This is a genomic window from Actinoplanes sp. M2I2 (assembly GCF_023544445.1).
Taxonomy (GTDB): Bacteria; Actinomycetota; Actinomycetes; order Mycobacteriales; family Micromonosporaceae; genus Actinoplanes.
The window spans coordinates 471,488-492,337 of the sequence record NZ_JALPVJ010000005.1; the positions used below are offsets into that span (position 1 = coordinate 471,488).

General features: G+C 70.6%; 17 protein-coding genes. 5 read left to right on the plus strand and 12 right to left on the minus strand.

What is annotated here, in order from left to right:
* Positions 1-31: 31 nt before the first annotated feature.
* Positions 32-1,099: an LCP family protein gene (locus HJC40_RS13150; RefSeq protein ID WP_250001242.1), complete on the plus strand. Its 1,068-nt coding sequence runs from the start codon at positions 32-34 to the stop codon at positions 1,097-1,099.
* A gap of 22 nt (positions 1,100-1,121) precedes the next feature.
* Here the strand turns inward: HJC40_RS13150 and HJC40_RS13155 are convergent, their stop codons facing one another.
* From HJC40_RS13155 to guaB, 3 genes are read right to left on the minus strand one after another with little or no spacing between them, the layout of a single operon-like run.
* Positions 1,122-2,546, minus strand: a complete 1,425-nt coding sequence (locus tag HJC40_RS13155; protein WP_250001244.1) for a M1 family metallopeptidase — start codon at positions 2,544-2,546, stop codon at positions 1,122-1,124.
* Between the two features lie 46 nt (positions 2,547-2,592).
* On the minus strand, positions 2,593-3,711 hold the full coding sequence (locus tag HJC40_RS13160; protein ID WP_250001246.1) for a GuaB3 family IMP dehydrogenase-related protein: 1,119 nt from the start codon (positions 3,709-3,711) through the stop codon (positions 2,593-2,595).
* A 21-nt stretch (positions 3,712-3,732) separates the two neighbouring features.
* The gene (guaB, locus tag HJC40_RS13165; protein ID WP_250001248.1) at positions 3,733-5,220 is read right to left on the minus strand and encodes an IMP dehydrogenase; all 1,488 of its coding nucleotides are present in this window, start codon (positions 5,218-5,220) and stop codon (positions 3,733-3,735) included.
* A 122-nt stretch (positions 5,221-5,342) separates the two neighbouring features.
* Here guaB and HJC40_RS13170 point away from each other — a divergent pair, with 122 nt between their 5' ends.
* Entirely contained in the window at positions 5,343-5,744 is a 402-nt protein-coding gene (locus HJC40_RS13170; RefSeq protein WP_250001250.1) for a DUF5319 domain-containing protein, read from the plus strand.
* Positions 5,745-5,780: 36 nt separating this feature from the next.
* Here HJC40_RS13170 and HJC40_RS13175 read toward each other — a convergent pair whose 3' ends face one another.
* Positions 5,781-6,635 carry a response regulator transcription factor gene (locus HJC40_RS13175; protein WP_250001251.1) on the minus strand — a complete coding sequence of 285 codons (855 nt, stop codon included), beginning with the start codon at positions 6,633-6,635 and terminating at the stop codon, positions 5,781-5,783.
* A 244-nt stretch (positions 6,636-6,879) separates the two neighbouring features.
* Between HJC40_RS13175 and HJC40_RS13180 the strand changes: the two genes are divergently transcribed.
* Complete coding sequence (locus tag HJC40_RS13180; protein WP_250001252.1) at positions 6,880-7,266, plus strand: WhiB family transcriptional regulator; 387 nt, start codon at positions 6,880-6,882, stop codon at positions 7,264-7,266.
* 197 nt (positions 7,267-7,463) lie between these two features.
* Here the strand turns inward: HJC40_RS13180 and HJC40_RS46600 are convergent, their stop codons facing one another.
* The 8 genes from HJC40_RS46600 to HJC40_RS13220 form a co-directional block, all read right to left on the minus strand.
* Positions 7,464-10,850: a molybdopterin-dependent oxidoreductase gene (locus HJC40_RS46600; RefSeq protein ID WP_374271692.1), complete on the minus strand. Its 3,387-nt coding sequence runs from the start codon at positions 10,848-10,850 to the stop codon at positions 7,464-7,466.
* Positions 10,847-11,791, minus strand: a complete 945-nt coding sequence (locus HJC40_RS13190) for a hypothetical protein (protein WP_250001253.1) — start codon at positions 11,789-11,791, stop codon at positions 10,847-10,849. The genes HJC40_RS46600 and HJC40_RS13190 overlap by 4 nt, the downstream gene beginning before the upstream one ends.
* 46 nt (positions 11,792-11,837) lie before the next feature.
* Entirely contained in the window at positions 11,838-13,016 is a 1,179-nt protein-coding gene (locus tag HJC40_RS13195; protein WP_250001255.1) for an ROK family transcriptional regulator, read from the minus strand.
* Between the two features lie 34 nt (positions 13,017-13,050).
* Positions 13,051-14,310, minus strand: a complete 1,260-nt coding sequence (locus HJC40_RS13200; RefSeq protein ID WP_250001256.1) for an ABC transporter permease — start codon at positions 14,308-14,310, stop codon at positions 13,051-13,053.
* Complete coding sequence (locus HJC40_RS13205) at positions 14,307-15,122, minus strand: ATP-binding cassette domain-containing protein (protein WP_250001257.1); 816 nt, start codon at positions 15,120-15,122, stop codon at positions 14,307-14,309. Before HJC40_RS13205 ends, HJC40_RS13200 begins: the two co-directional genes overlap by 4 nt.
* Before the next feature lie 161 nt (positions 15,123-15,283).
* On the minus strand, positions 15,284-16,390 hold the full coding sequence (locus HJC40_RS13210) for a sugar ABC transporter substrate-binding protein (protein ID WP_250001259.1): 1,107 nt from the start codon (positions 16,388-16,390) through the stop codon (positions 15,284-15,286).
* A 391-nt stretch (positions 16,391-16,781) separates the two neighbouring features.
* Positions 16,782-17,267, minus strand: coding sequence for a Cys-tRNA(Pro) deacylase (gene ybaK, locus HJC40_RS13215; RefSeq protein ID WP_250001261.1), 486 nt, complete (start codon positions 17,265-17,267; stop codon positions 16,782-16,784).
* A gap of 116 nt (positions 17,268-17,383) precedes the next feature.
* Entirely contained in the window at positions 17,384-18,553 is a 1,170-nt protein-coding gene (locus tag HJC40_RS13220; RefSeq protein ID WP_250001263.1) for a class I SAM-dependent methyltransferase, read from the minus strand.
* A 242-nt stretch (positions 18,554-18,795) separates the two neighbouring features.
* Here HJC40_RS13220 and groES point away from each other — a divergent pair, with 242 nt between their 5' ends.
* Together groES and groL are read left to right on the plus strand one after the other, a co-directional pair.
* Positions 18,796-19,110, plus strand: coding sequence for a co-chaperone GroES (gene groES, locus HJC40_RS13225; RefSeq protein WP_106131245.1), 315 nt, complete (start codon positions 18,796-18,798; stop codon positions 19,108-19,110).
* Between the two features lie 73 nt (positions 19,111-19,183).
* Positions 19,184-20,827 (plus strand): chaperonin GroEL, encoded by a 1,644-nt coding sequence (groL, locus tag HJC40_RS13230; protein ID WP_250001264.1) that lies wholly within the window; start codon positions 19,184-19,186, stop codon positions 20,825-20,827.
* Positions 20,828-20,850 lie beyond the last annotated feature (23 nt).

Genomic DNA, 20,850 nt, shown 5'->3' on the forward strand with positions numbered 1-20,850 from the left:
GCTGCCGATCATGCTCGCTTACTGTTCCGGCATGCGGAACAACAGGGCGGGATGGGCGATCGCCGGCGCGGTGGTCGTGGCGCTTCTCGCGGGCGGCGGCATCGCGTGGGCTGTGCGCTCGGGCTCGGACAAACCTACCGTCACGCCCACCGCGGCGGCTGCACCGACGTCCTCGGCCGTGCCGCCCACCCCGCCGCCGTCACCCGGCGCCGACATCTCCGGGCCGCTCGACCTGCTCCTGATCGGCGTCGACACCCGCGTGTCCATCCCGGGCTGGGAGCCGCACGCCGACGCCATCATGCTGCTGCACGTGGAGCCGGGGCTCGACTCGGCCTACCTCTACTCCCTTCCGCGTGATCTGCGGGTCGAGGTGCCGGGTTCCGGTACGTACAAGGTCACCGAAGCCATGAGCCGCGGCTCGCGGGTCGCGGGCAGCAAGGAGCCGAGCGTCGAGAAGGGCTACCAGCTGCTGGCCAGGTCGATCAGCGCCTACACCGGGATCAAGCAGTTCCAGGCGGGCGCGATCCTCAACTTCGGCGGGCTGGCCAAGCTGACCGACGAGCTCGGCGGCGTCGACCTGGTGATCGACCAGAAGGTGGAGTCGCGGCACCGCAAGCCGGACGGCTCGCTGCGCCCGCTGCGCGGTGGCGACTACATCGGTCCGCAGGCCGTCTACCAGCCCGGCCGGCGGCACCTGGTCGGCTGGCAGGCCATCGACTACGCCCGGCAGCGCTACGGGTTGCCCGACGGCGACTACGACCGGCAGCGTCACCAGCGGCAACTCGTCACCGCCCTGCTCACCAAGGCGCTCGACGAGGGCCTGACCACCGACCCGGCCCGGGTGGACCCGCTGGTCAAGGCGCTCGGGGAGACCCTGGTCCACGTCGGCGGCCGCAAACCGGTGGAGTATGCCTATGCCCTGCGCAACCTGGCCCCCGACAAGATCACGCGGGTCAGCCTGCCCGGACGCGGGGTCGGGACCGGGAGCGGCTACCGCGGCGAGCAGCTCACCCCCGAGGCCAAGGGCTTCGTCCAGGCCGTCGCGCAGGGCAAGGCGGCCGCCTATCTGAAGAGCCACCCCAAGCTGGTCGACAAGTAACCGGCGCGGGCACTACATACACCTAGGGCTTCGCCGGCTTTCCGGTGGTGAACAGCCAGGTCCGGAAGAGGTCGTCCAGCTGCTTGCCGGAGACCTCCTCGGCCATCGCGATGAGGTCGTCGGTGCTCGCGTTGCCGTCCTTGTTCTCGCTGGTCCACCGCTTGAGCAACTGGTCGAAGGCCGCGTCGCCGATGGTCTTGCGCAACGCGTAGACCGTCATGCCGCCGCGCTGATAGACGGCCTGGCCGAAGATGCGGCCCGCGCCCGGGTTGCCGGCCTCACCGGGCTGGTCCCACGCGTACGAGTTGTAGGCGGCGTCGAAGCTCTGCTCCACGGTCTGAGTGCCCTTGTGCTCGTCCCACAGCCACTCGGCGTAGGTCGCGAAGCCCTCGTTGAGCCAGATGTCCTGCCACTTCTCCAGGGCCACGCTGTCGCCGAACCACTGGTGGGCGAGCTCGTGGGCGACCACCGACTCGTTCGGGCCGCCGCTGAAGAACGCGGGACCGTAGACCGGCCGGCTCTGCGTCTCGAGCGCGTAGCCGATGTTCCGGTCGTCGACCGCGACGCCGCCGTTCGCGTCGAACGGGTACGGCCCGAACCTGGTGGCCAGGAAGTCGGTGATCTCGCCGGTCCGGGCCAGCGACCGGGCGGCCGGGCCGTCGGCGGGCAGCGACTCGGCCACCGCCAGCACCATCGGCTTGCCGCCGTGGGTGGTCGTGGTGATCCGGTACTGCCCGATCACGACCATGGCCAGATAGCTGGCCAGCGGCGAGCTCTCCGACCAGCTCCAGGTCGTCCAGCCGCCGGTCGTGCGGCGCGGGCCGGGCACGCCGTTGCTGATCGCCTCGACACCCTCGGGCACGGTCATCTCGAGCTTGAAGGTGGCCTTGTCGGCCGGGTGGTCGTTGACCGGGAACCAGGTGCTGGCCGACTCGGGCTGACCGAGCGCCACCGCGCCGTCCGGGTTCTCCAGCCAGCCGCCGTCGCCGAGGACGGAGTTGGCGAACTGGCTGGGCTCGCCGCCGTACTCGATCACGACGGTGAACGGGCGGCCGGCCACGATGCCCTCGGTGGGGGTGATGACCAGCTCGTTACCCTCGGCCCGCGACGATGCGCGGACGCCGTCGACCGTCACGTTCCGGGCGGCCAGCTTGGACAGGTCGAAGTTGAACCGTGACAGGTCCTGCCCGGCCGTCGCGGTGATCGTCGCGGTGCCGGTGAGCTGATCGTTGCGCGGGTCGTAGCGCACCTTCAGGTCGTAGCCGGCCACGTCGTAACCGCCGTTGCCGTACTTGGGAAAGTACGGATCGCCGATGCCGTCGGCGCCCGCCGCGAAGGACGGGGGCGGCGCCGACGAGCTCCGGGCCGGGGCCGGCTGCGCGTCACTGGTGCAGCCGGCCGCCACCAACGCCAGGCCGAGCACCCCGGCAATCCCCACACGCCTCATAGCCGCGAGATTAGCGCCGGAGGCTGCAGACCTGCTGGGCATGAGGTCACCGGTCGAGAACGAGGGCGACCTTCTGGAACTCCTTGACGTCGCGGTAGCCGCACTTGGCCATCGCGCGCCGCAGGCCGCCGAACAGGTTGAGCTGACCGTCGGGGCGGTCGGCCGGCCCGAAGAGCAGTTCCTCGAGCGTGCCGTCGGGCTCGCCGGCAATGCAGAAGCCGCCGCGCGGCAGCTGCGGGTGGCTGGCCGCCGAGTGCCACCAGGCGCCACCGGCCGGGGAGCCCTCGGCCAGCGACAGCGGCTCACCCAGCATCACCGCGTCGGCGCCGCAGCCGATCGCCTTGGCGATGTCACCCGACGTGGAGATGCCGCCGTCGGCGATCAGGTGCACGTAACGGCCGCCGGTCTCGTCGAGGTAGTCGCGACGCGCGGCCGCGGCGTCGGCGATCGCGGTGGCCATCGGCACCCGGATGCCCAGGACCGTGTCGGTGGTCGACCACTCGTCGGCGCCGACGCCGACGATCACGCCGGCCGCGCCGGTGCGCATCAGGTGCAGCGCCGTCTTGTAGTCGGTGCAGCCACCGACGATCACCGGCAGATCGAGGTCGGCGATGAACTCCTTGAGGTTCAGCGGCTCGTCCGTCGTGGACACGTGCTCGGCGCTGACCAGCGTGCCCTGGATGACCAGCAGGTCGACGCCCGCGTCGAGCACCACCGGCGCGAGCGCGAGGGTGTGCTGCGGCGAGACTCGGACGGCGACGGTGACGCCACCCTCACGGATCGCGCGCACCCGCTCGGCGATCAGCTCGGGCTTGATCGGCTCGGAGTAGACCTCCTGCAGCCGCCGGGTCGCGTCGGCGTCCTCGTCGAGCGAGGCCAGCTCCTCCAGGATCTTGCTCGGATCCTCGTACCGCGTCCACAGGCCCTCGGCGTTGAGCACGCCCAGGCCGCCGAGGCGGCCCAGGGCGATCGCCGAGTCCGGGCTCATGGTCGCGTCGGACGGATGCGCGACGCAGGGAATCTTGAAGGGGTAGGCGTCGACGCGCCACTCGGTGGACACGTCGTCCACGTCGCGGGTGCGCCGGCTCGGGACGATCGCGATGTCGTCCAGGTGGTACCCGCGCTGAGCGGTCTTGCCCAGACCGATCTCCACGACGTCACGCATGTTTGAGCCTCTCGGTCCGGGCTAGCGGGAGTGGTAGTTGGGAGCCTCGACGGTCATCTGGATGTCGTGCGGGTGGCTCTCCTTCAGACCCGCAGCGGTAATCCTGATGAGCTGGCCCCGCTGCTGCAAGTCGGGGATCGTCTCGGCGCCGGCGTAACCCATCGCGAGCCGGACGCCGCCGACCAGCTGGGCCACCACCCGCGACAGCGGGCCGCGGTAGGGCACCTGACCCTCGACGCCCTCGGGCACCAGCTTCTCCTCCGGCACATCGTGCTGGAAGTAGCGGTCCTTGGAGTACGACTTGGCCTGACCGCGCGACTGCATGGCGCCGAGCGAACCCATTCCCCGGTACGACTTGTACTGCTTACCGTTGACGAAGATCAGGTCGCCGGGGCTCTCCTCGGAGCCGGCCAGCAGCCCACCGAGCATCACGGTCTCGGCGCCGGCCACGATCGCCTTGGCGATGTCGCCGCTGTACTGGATGCCGCCGTCGGCGATCACCGGCACGCCGAACGGGGCGCACGCGCGCTGCGCCTCCATGACCGCGGTGATCTGCGGGACGCCGACCCCGGCGACGATGCGGGTCGTGCAGATGGCGCCCGGACCCACGCCGACCTTGACCGCGTCGGCTCCGGCCTCGGCCATCGCCTTGGCGCCGGCGTAGGTCGCCACGTTGCCGCCGACGATGTCGGTGGTGGTGTCGCGCTTGAGCCGGGCGATCATGTCGAGCACCTGGCGCTGATGCCCGTGCGAGGTGTCCACGATGATCACGTCGACGCCGGCGTCGATGAGGCCGCGGGCCCGCTTGTAGGAGTCGTCGCCCACGCCGACCGCGGCCGCGACCCGCAGGCGGCCCTGCGGGTCCTTGGTGGCGCTGGGGAACTGCTCGCTCTTGGTGAAGTCCTTGACCGTGATCAGGCCGCGCAGGCGGCCGCTGTCGTCGATCAGCGGGAGCTTCTCGATCTTGTGCTGCTGGAGGAGGCCGAGGGCGTCCTCCTTGCTCACCCCGACCGGGGCGGTGACCAGCGGCATCTTGGTCATGACGTCGCGGACCTTGGCCTCGGAGTCGGTGACGAAGCGCATGTCGCGGTTGGTCACGATGCCGACCAGGGTGCCGTCGGCGTCGGTGACCGGCACGCCGGAGATGCGGTAGCGCCCGCAGAGCTGGTCGACCTGGCGCAGCGTGTCGTCGGGGCTGCAGGTCACCGGGTTGGTGATCATGCCGGACTCGGAGCGCTTGACCAGGTCGACCTGGGCCGCCTGGTCCTCGGGCGAGAGGTTGCGGTGCAGGACGCCGATGCCGCCCTCGCGGGCCATGGCGATGGCCATGCGCGCCTCGGTGACGGTGTCCATCGCCGCGGACAGCAGCGGGATGGTCAGGTCGATGTTTCGGGTCAGCCGCGTGTTGGTGTTGACCCGGCTCGGCACGATGTCCGATTCGCCGGGCTGGAGGAGCACGTCGTCGAAGGTCAGACCGAGCGGTACCGTGCGGGCCGAGTCAGATTCCACGGATCATCCCTCAAAACTGGAAGACGAATGGTTCATCGTACCCATCCGCTCTCCGTCGCCTCGCACGACGGACAGCACGTGCGGGCCAGCACACATCCGTCACGGGTGAGTACGGTAAGGGGGTGCAAGATGAGCCGATCGACCCGTTCAACGGCGATCCCACCGACCCGGCCGCGGGACTCGACGACCTCGACGAGGACGCCGAGGCTGAACCGCTGACCGACGCCGAACGGCAGGACGTCCTGGAGGATCTTTCCGACCTGGAGATCTATCAGGCGCTCCTGAGCCCGACCGGCATCCGTGGCCTCGTGATCGAGTGCGAGGACTGCCACGAGCCACATTACTTCGACTGGGATCTGCTGCGGGGCAACCTGCGGCATCTGCTCAGCAGCGGGCGCCCGAGGGTGCACGAGCCGGCCTTCGACCCGGACCCCGATCACTACGTCACGTGGGAGTACGCGCGCGGCTACGCCGACGGCGTCCACGACACGCTGACCGAGGGCAACGAGGACGAGAAAGACTGAAGGGGGCCCGAGCCGCCGGCTCGGACCCCCTTCAGATCAAGCGACCAGCCCGGCTCGGAAGCCCGCGGCCACCGCGTGTGCGCGGTCTCTGGCCCCCAGCTTCCGGAAGAGCCGCCGGGCATGTGTCTTGACGGTGTCCTCCGAGACGAAGAGCTCACGCCCGATCTCGGCGTTGCTCTTGCCGTCGGCCATCCCCCGCAGCACCTGCAGCTCGCGCTCGGTGAGCGTCAGCCGCCGTCCGGCGGGCGCCGGGTCGGCCACCCCGACCTGGGTCTCGTTGCCCGGCCAGGCCACCATCGGACGGCCGGTCGCCGGGTCGATCGGGGCGTCGCCACGCTGGGCCGGGACCATCGGGGCGTTGGGCCCGAGCATGGCCGGCACGGCGGCGGCGTTGGGCGAGCCCATGCCGAGGCCGCCGTTCTGGTAGGCGGCCCGGGCCGCGGTCGAGTTGTTGTTGCGGGCCCCGCCGGCGACGGTGGCGGGCTGGGCGTTGGCGCCGTTGATCGGCATGCCCTGGGGGCGCACCGGGAGCAGCAGGAGCAACAGCGCCTTGGCGACGACACTGACCAGGTCGTGTTCGACGCCACGGATGACGCCGCGGGCGCCGGCGGCGACGGCCGCCGCGGCCACCCGGGGATCTTCGGCGCCGAAGAGCACCAGCTGGGCCTGCGGCGCACGGGCCAGGACGCGACGGGTGAAGCCGACGCTGTCGGGACGAGTCACGGCGGTGTCAGCCAGGACCACTTCAGCCGGCCGTTCAGCCAGGCGGATCATGGCCTCGGTCTCGCTGACCGCGGTCCGGACGACGCCGGTCATGCCGAGCCGGGCCGCGGTGGACGCGACGGTCTGGGCCGCCAGCGGGGTACGGACGCACACGAGGACGGTACGCACAGTGATCCTCCTTCTCTCTCAGAGGAGATCACGCGAGGGCCGCAGCATTACGCGCTTTAGATGGAAAAAATGGGAAAGATCGGTATGACTTGCCTGACCGATGCCAGGAGCCTTCGGAAGACGGCTTCAGAAGACATCGACGAGTTGCGTGTGAGCCGGGGATCACCGGGGTAACACCGCGACAGGCCTGAGCAAGGCCCCTCATGACGACACTCCGCGGTGCCGCGCGGGAGGAGGGTGTTCCATGTCGAACGTTCGCAGACTGCCCGGGCCCATCGCCGATCTCTGGGACTGGCAGCGCCTCGGTTTGTGCCGGGGCCGGGACAGCGGGCAGTTCTTCCACCCGGACGGCGAGCGCGGTTCGTCCCGCAACCGCCGGGAGGCCAAGGCCAAGAGCATGTGCGGAGCCTGCCCGGTGCGAGCCGAGTGCGCCGCGCACGCCCTCGCGGTACGAGAGCCGTACGGGGTCTGGGGAGGCTTCAGCGAGGCGGAGCGGCTGCGGCTGCTCGCCGTCGGCTGGGAGGACCTCGCCGACCGTCACGGACGTGTCGACCTTGTCCGGCTCGAGGCGCGGCTGGGCCGCCCCCACAAGTCGGCCGTTCCGGCACAGCGGCAGGCACCGGCCGCCTGACGCCGGCGACCCGGCACGACCATGACGATCCGGTCCCCTGCCGGGGGCCGGTTCGCGTTGCTGGACGGCTCTTCATCAACCGCATCGGTGGACATGCAAGCCACCGTATGAGCGACTTGCGTAATCACAACGGACCGCTAGTGCGGCCTTCAACTAATCGGCATTGCGTCGGTTGACCGGGGTCGCGTCGATCCGGCTCACCCGATCTGCACCTTGATCGCGTGCCATCCCGACGCGCCGTCCGGCGCCGGCGGTGCCGGCGTGCTCGTCTGCGTCGCCCCGGTTCCGTCGGTGGCCCGCACCCGCAGCCGATGCTCCCCCGCGGTGGCCGGCCACGCGAAGCTCCACTCCCGCCAGGTGTCGCTGGAAACGGTGGCCGCGAGCGTCGCCTCGGCCCACGCCCCGTCGTCGACCTGCACCTCGACCTTGGTGACACCGCGATGCTGGGCCCACGCCACACCACCGACGGTCACGGTCCCGGGATCGCGGGAAGCGCCGTCGCGGGGCGTGTCGATCCGCGACTCCGTCTTGATCGGGCCTTGCGCCGACCATCCCCGGGGAACCCAGTAGGCGTCGAAGTCCGCGAACCGGGTCAGTTCGATCTCGGTGATCCACTTGCAGGCGCTCACGTAGCCGTACAGCCCGGGCACGACCATCCGTGCCGGAAAACCGTGGTCGACCGGCAGCGCCTCGCCGTTCATGCCGACCGCAAGCAGCGCGTCCCGCCCATCCATCAGCGTCGCCGTCGGGCTCCCGCACGTCCACCCGTCCACCGACCGCTGTACGACCTGGTCGGCGCCGGGCAGTGGGCCGGCCTCCTCGAGCAGCTCGCGGATCGGCGTCCCGAGCCAGAGCGCGTTGCCGATGAGGTCGCCGCCGACCTCGTTGGACACGCAGGCCAGCGTCACGTAACGCTCGATCATCGGCCGCTGCAGCAACTGCTCCCAGGTGAGGGTGATCGGGTTGCGCACCATGCCGTGGATGCGCAGCTGCCACGTCGCCGGGTCGACCTGCGGCGGGATCAGCGCGGTGTCGATGCGATAGAAGTCCTTGTTGGGCGAGATGTACGGCGTCACGCCGGGCACCTGCACGCCGGCGGGCACCGGCGGCGCGGTCTGCCGGGGCGCGGGCAGCACGACGTCCTTGCGGGCCGCGGTCACCGCCCGGCGCGACGTGAGCCACCGCCCGCCGAACCCGGCGACGGCGGCCGAGCCGAAGGCGGTACCGAGGATCTTGAGGAAATAGCGACGGTCCTCGACGGACGCGCCCCGGACCACCGGGGGTGACCCGGTGGCCACGCCGCCCGCGCCGAGCCCGTCCGCCGGTCGTGCCCCGGGCCCGCCGATCGCGGCGCCCACCGCCACCGGTTCCGCCGCCGGTTCGGCCCGGTACGCCCCGGCCCGGTCGAGCAGCAGTCGCAACACCCAGACCGCGAGAGCCGCCCCGGCCACCGTGGGCAGCCACGCGAAGACGCCCGCGTCATGCCGCGTCTGGGCCGCCACCACACCGACGACCGCGAACAGCCCGATGCCGGCGAGACCCAGACGCCAGGACCGTACGGCGGCCACGCCCACGCCGTACGCGTAGATCGCCAGCAGCACGGCCGTGCCCACGATCAGCGCCGTCTTGTCGTGCACCCCGAAGACGCTGATGCCGAAGTCCTTGACCGGCCCGGGCACGTTGTCGACGACCACGCCGCCCACCGCGGGCAGCGGCGCGGTCAACGGCCCGGTCACCACAGCCACGACCTCGGCCGCACCCAGGGCGACCGCGGCCGCCGCCACACCGGCCAGCCCGGCCCCTACCGAAAGCTTCACCCGTTCATCCTGCTCCCCCGTCACCGGTGCGGCGACGCCTGAGACAGCCGGGTGGGCAATGACACCGCGAATCAGCGTCCGCGGGCCGCGCCGGACGGCGTTGACGGCCCCGGCGGCGCAGGCCGAGGTCACAACGACCGCCACCGTGAGGCCCACGGACCCGGTTCCGAGGTCCTCGATGCCGGTCACGAGCTCGTAGACGATGCGGCCGACCAGGGGCAGCCCGACCAGGACGGCCAGCACGAGCAGGACGACCCTGCGCCGCCCGCCCGGCGTGGTCGCCGGAGCCGCGGGTGCTTGCGGCGCGGACGCCGCCTCGGGCTCGGGCTGCGGGATCCGGTCGGCCGGCCGGTCGGGCTGGGCGACCCGCAGGGCCGCCGGGACGTGCGAGTCCAGGCGCTCGACGGCCGCGTGCCCCCGGGCGTACAGGGTCGGCTCGAGCACCACCGTGATGCCGTCGTGGCCGACCACTTGGCGGCCGCCGTCGGGCCAGGCCCGCACGATCGCGCACGCGTCGAACCGTACGGTGGCCTGGTTGCGCTCGGAGACCACGCTGACCCCCTCGGCCCCGACGACGAGCCGTTCCGTGGCGTCCTCCAGCGAAGCGTGCTCGTCGCCGGTCACCACGCTGTCGGAGCGGTCGGGGGCGGCGGTGGCGCCGGTCCAGTCGCCCCGCACCCGGGGCGTCATGAGCAGGCCGTCGGCGCAGGCCGCGGCGGCCACCGCGGCGACGTCGGCGGCGCGGACGACCCGTACGTCGGCGACTGCGTCGTCGATGTCGCGCACCTCGAGCCCGGCGAGCACGTTGAGTGCCTGTCCGGGCAGCCTCGCCCCCTGGTCCTCGGCGTGCCGCAGCGCCTCGGTGTGCTTCTTGACGACGGCGGCCACGTCGGCCTCGTCGACCCGTCCGACCCGCAGCGCCGCCAGCACGTCGGTGAAGGCTCCGACCACCGCCGCCTGCTTCTCGGGCAGCGCGTCGGCCACCGCGGTGACCAGCGCGTGGTCGCTGCCGAGGGGCTGATAGCCGGCCTGAGCCGTGTACGAGAGCCCGCCCTCCTGCCGCAACTCGCGGAACAGGACCCGTTCGAGCACCCCGGCGAAGACCGCCGAACCGGCCTGCCGGGGCACGATCGCGTCCCAGCCGAGCATTCCCGACGAGCCGGGGAACCAGGCCGGGGTGACCGGCAGGGCCGACGTCAGCGGAGGTGACGGCTGCCGTACGCCGCCGGGCAGGTCGAGCCGCAGCCCCGGCGGCACCTCGTCACCGGTCACCCAGAGCACCGCGTTGTCCCGGGTGAAGTAGCGGGCCACCCACTCGCGCAGATCGTCCTCGGTGATCGCGGGGAGCCCCCATTCCGGGTAGCCGGCCATGCCGTAGCCGCGAGCGCCGTGCCGCCACAGCGCCATCTGATCGGCCGGTCCCTGACTGCGCCCGTTCGCCTCGGTCCGCAGCAACTCCTTCTCGGTGGCGAGGCGCCGCATCGGCAGATCCCGCAGCGAGGCGCAGACCGCGGCGAGGAAGTCGTTCAACTCCTCGGCGGAACCGTGCATGTGGAAGTAGGTGTGCTCGACACCGGTGGCGCCGTTGTAGTGGTAGTCGGCGACGCCCGTGGAGAACAGCGCCAGGTGCTCGACCAGGTGGGTGATGCCGCGCCGGGCGAGCGGCTCGTCGGCGAATCCGACCCGGAACGCCAGCCCGGCCTGCGCGGGTCCGGTGGCCGGCGCGAGCAGAGCGGGAACCCCGTCGACCTCGATCTGCTTGATCATCGGGCCACTCCGGCCAGGGCGCGCCGGCGGTGGTTGCGGATGTGCCCGGCCGGGTCGTCGCCGAGGTAGGTCCAGGGGTGCTTGGTGGCCAGGTCGCCGAGCAGGGCGAACAGCGCGGCCGCGGAGCGGCGGTCGCCGGTCAGGCTGAAGACGAAGGCGAACGTGCTGGCCGCTTCCACCCAGCCGTGGTCGCGGCCGAAGTCGGAGTGCAGCACCGACCGCTCGGCCGCCTCCCGGAGCTCTGCGCGCACCGGGCCTCCGTTCAGGTAGGCGGTGTCGGTGCCCGGCGGCAACTCGAGCCAGTGCTCGATGTGCGCCTCCGCGACCAGCACCCCCTGGACGGCCCCGGGCGGCGCGGCCAGCATCTCCTCACGGCACCACGGGTGCAGTTGGTCCCAGCTGCCGCTCCACTTGGGGCACAGCGACTGCAACAGATGGAATTGCGCGGTCAGGTTGTGCGGGTCGAGCGCCTTGACCTTGTCGTACCGGCGCCGGATCTCGGCCAGACCCACTTCGAGCCCGCGACCGGACACCAGGCGGGCCGACCAGATCGCCGGGTCGCGCGGATTCCGGGCGGCCCCGTCGATCAGCACCGCCTCGGCCCGGCGCAGCCAGTCGTGGAACTCGCCGAACTGCTGCGAGCTCACGTACTCGGCCCGAGCCCCCGTGCGGATCTTCCACCCGACGTCGACGAGGCGGAAACCCAGCATGGCCGCGGCCGCGCCGTCGGCCGGATCGCGATCGAGCACCTCGCGCAGCAGCTGCTCGGCGCCGTCCACGAAGCCGCCCTGCCGGAGCACCATCGTGCGCCCGGCCGGGGGAAGCCCGTCGACCACCTGACGCACCGCGGGCCAGTCGCGCGCGGCCAGCCGTTCGCGGACCACGCGGACCTCCGGGTACGCGTCCGCGGGGTCGAGAAGTACCTGATCTGAACCGGTCACGGCGGGCAGCATAGACGATCTTGAGTGCCCGCCGTGGCCGGGATCTTCAGGTGAGGAGGGGGTCTTCGAGGAGGTGTTCGAAGGCGAGCTCGCCCGCGCCGATCAGGGCCGCGTCGGTACCGAGCTCGGGCGTACGCAGGCGGATGTGCTCGCGGCAGGCGGGCAGCGCGATCGCGGTCAGCCGGCTGCGGATCTGGGCCGCGGCGACCAGGTAGACGTCGCGGAGGGTGCCGCCGAAGATGACGGCCTCGGGGTTGAAGATGTTGACCAGGTTGCCGACGCCGAAACCGATCCACTCGCCGACCTGGCGCACGGCGAACTGGGCCTGGCTGTCACCCCGCATCGCCGCCTCGACCACGCCCAGCACGGCCTCGCGCCCGGTGAGCTCGGGCCGGCCGGCGTGCTTGAGCAGCGCGTACTCGCCGATCTCGGTCTCCCAGCAGCCGCGCGAGCCACAACTGCACTCGCGGCCGTAGGGGTTGACCACCATGTGACCGACCTCGCCGCCGTAGCCGCCGTGACCGGCCACCCGGCGGCCGTCGGCGATGATGCCGGCGCCCACCCCGACGTCGCCGTACAGGTAGATCACGTTGTCGCAGCCGGCCGCGGCGCCGCGGCTGTGCTCGACCAGCGCGGAGACGTCGGCGTGGTTGCCCATCGTCAGCTTGCCCGCGTCACCGAGCTCGGCGCGGAGCGCGGCGCCGACCGGCTCCTCGACCCAGCCGATCGTGGGCGCCAGCCGGACCATACCGTCGGCCCGGCGGACCATCCCGGCCACCGCCACGCCGGTGCCGACGAACCGGCCGTCACCGGGCACGTCGGCGCGCATCTCCCGGACGAACTCGGCCAGCGGCTTGACCGCGTCGATCACCTGCATGCCGCGGGGCCGGTCGGTCTCCCGGCGGTCCAGGATGCGGCCGCCCAGACCGACCCGGGCCGCCCGCAGGCGGTCCACCTCGATGCTGAGCGCGTACGCGTAGACCCGGGACGACTCGGGCCGGACGACCAGCGACGGTCGCCCGGCCCGGCCGGTCTCTCGTGGTGCCGCCTCGGTGACCAGCCCGGCGGTGGTCAGATCGGCGGTCAGGGCCCCGATGGTGCTGCGGTTCAGGCCGAGCCGGCTGGTGAGCTCCGCCCGGGAGGTGGCGCCGTGCACGTGTACGTACCGAAGCAACGTCCCGAGATTGTGCCGGCGAACCTCCTCCTGGCTGGGGCCGGCCCGCATCAGCGTGCCGTCCCCGGTACCAGGTGGATCTTGTTCATCGGTTGCCGGTTGCGGCCGCTCTGCGCCGGGCCAGGGCGTCGACGCTCGCGGCGATCAGCAGGATGACACCGGTGAAGATGTACTTCTGACCGGCGCTGAAGCCGAGCAGACCCATGCCGTTGTCGATGACGGCGATCACCGCGCCACCGATGACGGCGTTGATGACCTTGCCCTTACCACCGAAGAGGCTGGTGCCGCCGATGACGGCCGCGCCCACCGAGTACAGCAGGATGTTGCTGCCACCGGTGTTGGGGTCGACCGACGAGGCCCGGCTGACGGCCATGATGCCGCCGATCGCGGCCATGAACGACGCGATCACGAAGACCGAGATACGGATCCGGTCGACCGGGATACCGGCGCGACGGGCCGCCTCGGTGTTGCCACCGACCGCGTAGACGTGCCGGCCATAGCTGGTCCGGCCCAGCACGAACGTCCAGAGCACCAGGAAGAAGGCGATGATCGGGACGACGATCGGCACACCCTTGAGGGAGTTGATCGCCGGGTTGATCGCCCGCTCCTGGGTCAGGATCGCGGTGGCCGCCAGGATCAGCACGCCCAGGCCGCCGATGCGCAGCAGCACGATGCCCAGCGGGTCGGTGACCAGGTTGCGCTTGGCCCGGCTCCGCACCTGGTTGAACTGCACCGCGGCGTAGCCCACGACGGCCGCGATCGCGAGGATCCAGCTCCAGGCCACCGACAGGTTGTCGTTGTTCAGCGAGTTGAAGAACTCGTCGCGGGTCGAGATGTTGGTGCCGCCGCCGAGCAGCACCAGCAGCAGCAGGCCCTGGAAGCCCAGGAACGCGGCCAGGGTGACGACGAACGACGGGATGCCGATCTTCGAGACCAGGAAGCCGAGCACGAAGCCGATCACCAGACCGGTGATCAGGGCGACCGGGATGGCCGTGTACCAGTCCCAGCCGTGGTTGGTCAGCAGGATGGCCACGACCGCGCCGCACACGCCGCTGGCGAAACCGGCGGAGAGGTCGATCTCGCCCAGCAACAGGACGAAGATCAGGCCCATCGCGATGAAGACGACCTGCGCGCCCTGGTTGAACAGGTTCGCGAAGTTCAGCGAGCTGAAGAACGTGTCCCGGGCGATGCCGAAGATCAGGCTGAGCACCAGGAGGCCGAGAATGGCCGGCAGCGAGCCCAGGTCACCGCCGCGGACGCGGCCCCAGTAGTCGTTGATGTAGCTGCCGACGGTCGGCTTGACGACCTTGACGCCGCCGGCCGTGGTGGTCGTGGTGGTGGTCACTTGTCGCCTCCCGGCGTGATGTCGACGACGTCTCCGCCGAAGTCCGCGGGCTTCTCGGGAGGCAGGCCGAGGTTGCCGCTGCGGCCACCGGTGATCAGCTCGACCACCTGCGAATGGGTCACGTCGGTGGTCTTGACCTGGGCCGCCATGCGACCGAGGTAGAGGGCCGCGATGCGGTCGGAGACCGCGAACACGTCGTTCATGTTGTGCGAGATCAGGACGACGCCGAGGCCGTTGTCGGCCAGGCGGCGCACGAGCTCGAGCACCTGGGCGGTCTGCGCCACGCCGAGGGCGGCGGTCGGCTCGTCCAGGATCACGACCCGGGAGTTCCAGAGCACGGCCTTGGCGATCGCCACGGTCTGCCGCTGCCCACCGGAGAGGCTGGCGACAAGCTGCCGCAGCGACTTCACGGTGCGCACCGAAAGGCTGGCGAGCGTGTCACCGGCCATCTGTTCCATCGTCGGCTCGTCGAGCACGATGCCGCGCTTCTTCTCGCGGCCGAGGAACATGTTCTGGACGATGTCGAGGTTGTCGCAGAGCGCCAGGTCCTGGTAGACGACCTCGATGCCGAGCGCGGACGCGTCGCGCGGGCTGTGGATGGCAACCTGGTTGCCGTCGTAGGTGACCGTGCCCGAGTCGATCGTGTAGATACCGCTGATGCATTTGACCAGCGTCGACTTGCCGGCGCCGTTGTCGCCGACGAGGGCAGTGACCTCGCCGGGGTAAACACTCAGGCCGACGTCGTGCAGGACCTGAACGGGACCGAAGCCTTTGTTGATCCCGTTGAGCTCCAAGAGGGGTGTCGCGGCCACGGTGGTTCTCCTTCGCTAAGTGACCGGGTTGCCGCCCGCGGCGAGGCCACGAGCGGCGGGAGGGGGGAAAACCCAATTCCGGCGCCGCCCACGCTCCCGTTCCCGGGAGGTGAGCGGCGCCGTCGTCAGTTCGGGTCTAGCCCGTCATCAGTTGAGGATTCTCAGCTGATTCCCGCGTCGGTGCAGGCCTTGGCGAAGTCGGCGGTGCAGACCGCGTCCTTGGTCACGAAGCCGTCCTCGATGACCTTCTTGACCGTGTCCTTGGTGATGGCCTCGGGGTCGAGCAGCACCGACGGGACGTCGGCGTTCGACTCCGGGTCCTTGGTGGTGCCGGTGGCCGTGGTCGGCTTCTCACCCTTGGCCAGCGCGATCGCCAGCTGGGAGGCCGCGTCGGCCTCCTTCTTGATCGCCTTGTAGACCGTCATGCACTGGTCGCCGGCGAGGATGTTCTGCAGGCCCTGAACGGTGGCGTCCTGGCCGGTCACCGGGACCTGGCCGTTCAGCTTGTTCTTCTTCAGCACCGAGATGACCGCGTTGCCGAGGCCGTCGTTCGCCGCGAGAACACCCTTGATGTTCTTGTTCGACGTCAGCATCTGCTCGAAGATCGTGCCGGCCTGAGCGTTGTCCCAGTCCGGAACGGGCTGGTTCGGGCCCTTGGCGAAGGTGCCGTCGGCGTACTTCGGGTTCAGAACCGAGTCGTAACCCTGGGCGAACAGGGTCGCGTTGTTGTCGGTCGGGGAGCCGTTGAGCTCGGCGACGACCGGCTTGGTGTACTTCTTCTCGGCCAGGCAGTCGACCAGGCCCTGGCCCTGCAGCTCGCCGACCTTGACGTTGTCGAACGACACGTAGTAGTTCGCGCCGCCGCTCAGGGTCAGACGGTCGTAGTCGATCGTCGCGATACCGGCCTTCTTGGCCTTCTCGAGGACGGCCTTACCGGTGCCGGAGTCGAGGTTGACGATCATGAGGACCTTGACGCCGCTCGAGATCATGCCGTCGGCGATGGTCTGGAACTGCGTCTTGTCGCCCTGAGCGTTCTGGATCTCAACCGGAACGCCGGCCGCGTCGAACGCAGCCTTCAGGAACTTGGGGTCGTCGGTGCCCCACCGCTGCGAGCTCTTGGTGTCGGGCAGGATGACGCCGACCTTGCCGGCGGAGGCGTTGGCGCCACTGCCGGTGTCGGAGTCGCTGCCACTGTCGTCGCCACAAGCGGCCACACTGCTGGTCGCCAGCAGGCCGACGGCGGCAAGGGCGAACAGTCCCTTACGCATTCCTTATGTCCTTTCGGGTGAAACCGGGCCTTCGATCGGATTCGATGGTGTGCGCTGCGGGAGTGTCGCTCCGCGAGACGCCGAAGGATCAAGATCAAGTGATCTGGAGCTAGTTTGTTGTGTCCGGCAACGTATTCCGGTTGCGGCCGGTTACACAAGCGGTGTCGGCGGTCGATCTCGTAACCGGGCATAACAATCCGGCAACACGGCGGTGATAGGGCCCGAACGGTCCCGGCAGAGCTGAGCCCCTCGTTCCCGATCGATTGCTGACGTGACTCACCTTGTGACGCTAAGTCAGGCCCGTGACCGGTTCGCACCGTTCTCCGGAGAAAGATCCTCCCGGCGCGTAACGTTGTCGTAACGGCTCGCGCACCGCTGGTCGTATAGCCGCTTATGTCCGGATCATGGCGATAACTGCGTCGGTGAGCCTGATCAGGTCGGCCGGCGAGAGGCTCACCTGCAGACCGCGCCGGCCCGCCGAGACGTACATCACGTCGATCCGCTCGGCCGAGTCGTCGATCACGGTCGGCAGCTTCTTGCGTTGCCCCAGCGGGCTGATCCCGCCCCGCACATAACCACTGCTCCGCTCGGCCGCGCCCCGGTCGGCCAGCGTGGCCCGCTTACCGCCCGCGGCCTGCGCGAGCGCCTTGAGATCGAGGTCGCCGGTCACCGGCACCACGCCGACGACGAGCGCGCCGTCGACCTCGGCGATCAACGTCTTGAACAGGCGTTCCGGCGCCACCCCGAGAGCCTGCGCGACCAGCGCGCCGTAATTCGGCGCGTCCGGGGACACCTCGTACGGGTGCAGGGTGTGCTCGACGTTCTGAGCGGTCAGCAGCGCGGTGGCCGGGGTGCCGGCCGCGGCCTTCTTAGCCATGCGCGCACCGTACTGCAGCACAGGTCTGCCCCGATGCCCCATCACCTCTGCCCTAACCCCGCACACCGCGCCAGGGCTGTCGCGTCGGTGTCGCCAGGGCTGTCGCGTCGGTGTCGTCAGGGCTTGCAGAGGATGACGGTCGGGGCGCCGGCCACGCGGGTCAGCACCAGCGAGGCCGCCGTGGGACCGGACAGTCGCAGATCCCGGCGCAGCTGCTCCGGCTCCAGGGCCGAGCCACGCTTGCGGATCTCGAGCCGGCCCACCCCCCGCTCGCGCAGCAGGGTCCGCAGCCGCTTCAAAGAGAACGGCAGGACGTCGGTGACCTCGAGGCGGCGAGCGAACGGAGTCTCGGCGGGCTCGTCGGTGTGCACGTACGCGATCGACGGGTCGGCCAGCCGGCCGTTCACCGTCTCGGCGAACTCGGCGACCAGGTGCGATCGGACCACGGCCGGGTCCGGGTCATAGACGTACGCTCCCACGCCACCCACCGGCGCGGCCCGCATCCCGCTGCCGGTCAGCTCGGCACCACCCGGCAGCAGCGTCGCCCGGCGCGGCGCGCTCGCCAGCGGCCCGCACCAGAACGCCGCCTCGACCAGATCACCGCCGACGCTGACCCACTCCCCCTCGGCGCCCGGCGGCAGCAGGACGTGGTCGATGCCGGGGGCGAGTTTCAGCACCGTACGGGGAACGCGCTCGGCCAGGCCGGCGATGAAGTCCCAGGGCGGGGAGTACGACCGCGGGTCGAACACGCGCCCGCGGCCGGCCCGGCGCCGCGCCGGATCGGCGAACACGGCGTCGTAATCCTCCACCGGCACGGTCGTGGCGTCGGCGCACTCGACCGTGATCCGATCGGCCAGACCGAGGGCCCGGGCGTTGGCCGCGGCCATCTCGGCAGTGACCGGATCGGCGTCGACGGCATGGACGGTGAGGCCGGCCCGGGCCGCCGCCAGCGCGTCGGAGCCCAGCCCGCACCCGAGGTCGGCCAGGGTCCGTACCCCCGCCGCGGCCAGGCGGGCGGCACGCCGGTCAGCCACCACGGCCCGGGTGGCCTGCTCGAGGCCCGCCCGGGTGAAGAACATCGACGCCGCGTCCGGGCCGAACTTGGCCGCCGCGCGGCGTCGCAGATCGACCTGCGTGAGCGCGGCGGCGGCCAGATCGGGCGGCACCCCGGCCGCGCGCAGGGCCGAGGCCGCGGCCAACGGGTCGTCCCCGGTGGCCGCACCGGCCAGGGCCAGGGCGTTCACCCCTTCGGGCGTACGGAATCGGGCAGTCGACTCGACGGTCACGCAGGCATTCTCCTCGGCACGCCATGTCTGGCACTCTGGTTGACGGAGTGCTAGTTCCGGCCTAATCTCCGATTAGCACTCTCAACATGAGGGTGCCAGCCGAGCGCCCGTCCCGGGCGATCGGTGGGCACCAGGCGGACCGGCACCCGCGACGACGGCCCCGCCCGGTGGCATGAGGCAGCAGAGTTCTTGTTTGCTCTGGCCGGCCAATCTCTGGCCGGCGAAACGATACCCAGGAGGGTATGCCCGTGACTACCGCGACCAAGGTTGCGATCAAGCCGCTCGAGGACCGCATCGTGGTCCAGGCGAACGAGGCTGAGACGACCACGGCGTCGGGCATCGTGATCCCCGACACCGCCAAGGAGAAGCCGCAGGAGGGCACCGTCCTCGCTGTCGGCCCCGGCCGCATCGACGACAAGGGCAACCGCATCCCGGTTGACGTCCAGGTCGGCGAGACGGTCCTGTACTCGAAGTACGGCGGCACCGAGGTCAAGTACGCCGGCGAGGAGTACCTGGTGCTCTCCGCCCGCGACGTCCTCGCGGTCATCGAGAAGTGACCTACTGACAGTGCTGACCGCCCTGACCCACCTGCGTGTGGGTCAGGGCGTCGGTGCGTGAAGGGACCAATACATGGCGAAGATTCTCAGTTTCTCTGACGACGCTCGGCACCTGCTGGAGCACGGCGTCAACTCGCTCGCCGACACGGTCAAGGTCACCCTCGGCCCGCGCGGCCGCAACGTCGTCCTGGACAAGAAGTTCGGCGCTCCCACGATCACCAACGACGGCGTCACCATCGCCAAGGAGATCGAGCTCACCGACCCGTACGAGAACCTCGGCGCGCAGCTGGTCAAGGAGGTGGCGACCAAGACCAACGACGTCGCCGGCGACGGGACCACCACCGCGACCGTGCTCGCTCAGGCACTGGTGCGCGAGGGCCTGCGCAACGTCACCGCGGGTGCCAACCCGATCGGTCTCAAGCGCGGCATGGACCAGGCCTCCGAGGCCGTCTCCAAGTCGCTGCTGGCCAAGGCCGTCGAGGTCGCCGACCACAAGGCGATTGCCAACGTGGCCACCATCTCGGCCCAGGACTCCACGATCGGCGAGCTCATCGCCGAGGCGATGGACCGGGTCGGCCGCGACGGTGTCATCACCGTCGAGGAGGGCTCGGCCATGCTGACCGAGCTCGAGGTCACCGAGGGTCTGCAGTTCGACAAGGGCTTCATCTCGCCGAACTTCGTGACCGACGCCGAGTCGCAGGAGGCCGTCCTCGAGGACGCGCACATCCTGATCACGACCCAGAAGATCTCCAGCATCGAGGAGATGCTCCCGCTGCTGGAGAAGGTGCTGCAGTCGGGCAAGCCGCTGCTGATCATCGCGGAGGACGTCGAGGGCCAGGCCCTGTCCACCCTGGTGGTCAACGCGCTGCGCAAGACGCTGAAGGTGGCCGCCGTCAAGGCGCCCGGCTTCGGTGACCGGCGCAAGGCGATGCTGCAGGACATGGCGATCGCCACGGGTGGCGAGCTGATCGCCCCCGAGCTCGGCTACAAGCTCGACCAGGTCACCCTCGACATGCTGGGCACCGCCCGGCGCGTCGTGGTCGACAAGGAGAACACCACGATCGTCGACGGTGGCGGCCAGAGCGCCGACATCACCGACCGCGTCTCGCAGATCCGCAAGGAGATCGAGGCCTCCGACTCCGACTGGGACCGCGAGAAGCTCCAGGAGCGTCTGGCCAAGCTCGGCGGCGGCATCGCGGTGATCAAGGTCGGTGCCGCGACCGAGGTCGAGATGAAGGAGCGCAAGCACCGCATCGAGGACGCCATCGCGGCGACCAAGGCCGCGGTCGAGGAGGGCACCGTCCCCGGCGGCGGCGCCGCCCTGGCCCAGGTGGCCAAGGAGCTCGACGGCAGCCTCGGCCTCACCGGCGAGGAGGCGATCGGCGTCAGCATCGTCCGCAAGGCGCTGCTGGAGCCGCTGCGCTGGATCGCGCAGAACGCCGGCCACGACGGCTACGTCGTGGTGGGCAAGGTCGTCGACCTCGACTGGGGTCACGGCCTGAACGCGGCCACCGACGAGTACGTCGACCTGGCCGCCGCCGGCATCATCGACCCGGTGAAGGTGACCCGCAACGCGGTCTCCAACGCCGTGTCGATCGCCGGTCTGCTGCTGACCACGGAAAGCCTCGTGGTCGACAAGCCGACCGAGTCGGAGCCGGCCGCGGCCGGTGGGCACAGCCACGGTGGCCACGGCCACCAGCACGGCCCGGGCTTCTGACCCGCGAGCACCGCAAGAAAGGG

Excerpts from the sequence above, each read along its gene's own strand:
- HJC40_RS13160 (WP_250001246.1), bottom strand. The coding sequence starts at position 3,711 with ATGCGTGACGTCGTGGAGATCGGTCTGGGCAAGACCGCTCAGCGCGGG.
- groL (WP_250001264.1), top strand. The coding sequence starts at position 19,184 with ATGGCGAAGATTCTCAGTTTCTCTGACGACGCTCGGCACCTGCTGGAG.
- HJC40_RS13150 (WP_250001242.1), top strand. The coding sequence starts at position 32 with ATGCGGAACAACAGGGCGGGATGGGCGATCGCCGGCGCGGTGGTCGTG.
- HJC40_RS13180 (WP_250001252.1), top strand. The coding sequence starts at position 6,880 with ATGTCGAACGTTCGCAGACTGCCCGGGCCCATCGCCGATCTCTGGGAC.
- HJC40_RS13155 (WP_250001244.1), bottom strand. The coding sequence starts at position 2,546 with ATGAGGCGTGTGGGGATTGCCGGGGTGCTCGGCCTGGCGTTGGTGGCG.
- HJC40_RS13210 (WP_250001259.1), bottom strand. The coding sequence starts at position 16,390 with ATGCGTAAGGGACTGTTCGCCCTTGCCGCCGTCGGCCTGCTGGCGACC.
- ybaK (WP_250001261.1), bottom strand. The coding sequence starts at position 17,267 with ATGGCTAAGAAGGCCGCGGCCGGCACCCCGGCCACCGCGCTGCTGACC.
- groES (WP_106131245.1), top strand. The coding sequence starts at position 18,796 with ATGCCCGTGACTACCGCGACCAAGGTTGCGATCAAGCCGCTCGAGGAC.
- HJC40_RS46600 (WP_374271692.1), bottom strand. The coding sequence starts at position 10,850 with ATGATCAAGCAGATCGAGGTCGACGGGGTTCCCGCTCTGCTCGCGCCG.
- HJC40_RS13195 (WP_250001255.1), bottom strand. The coding sequence starts at position 13,016 with ATGCGGGCCGGCCCCAGCCAGGAGGAGGTTCGCCGGCACAATCTCGGG.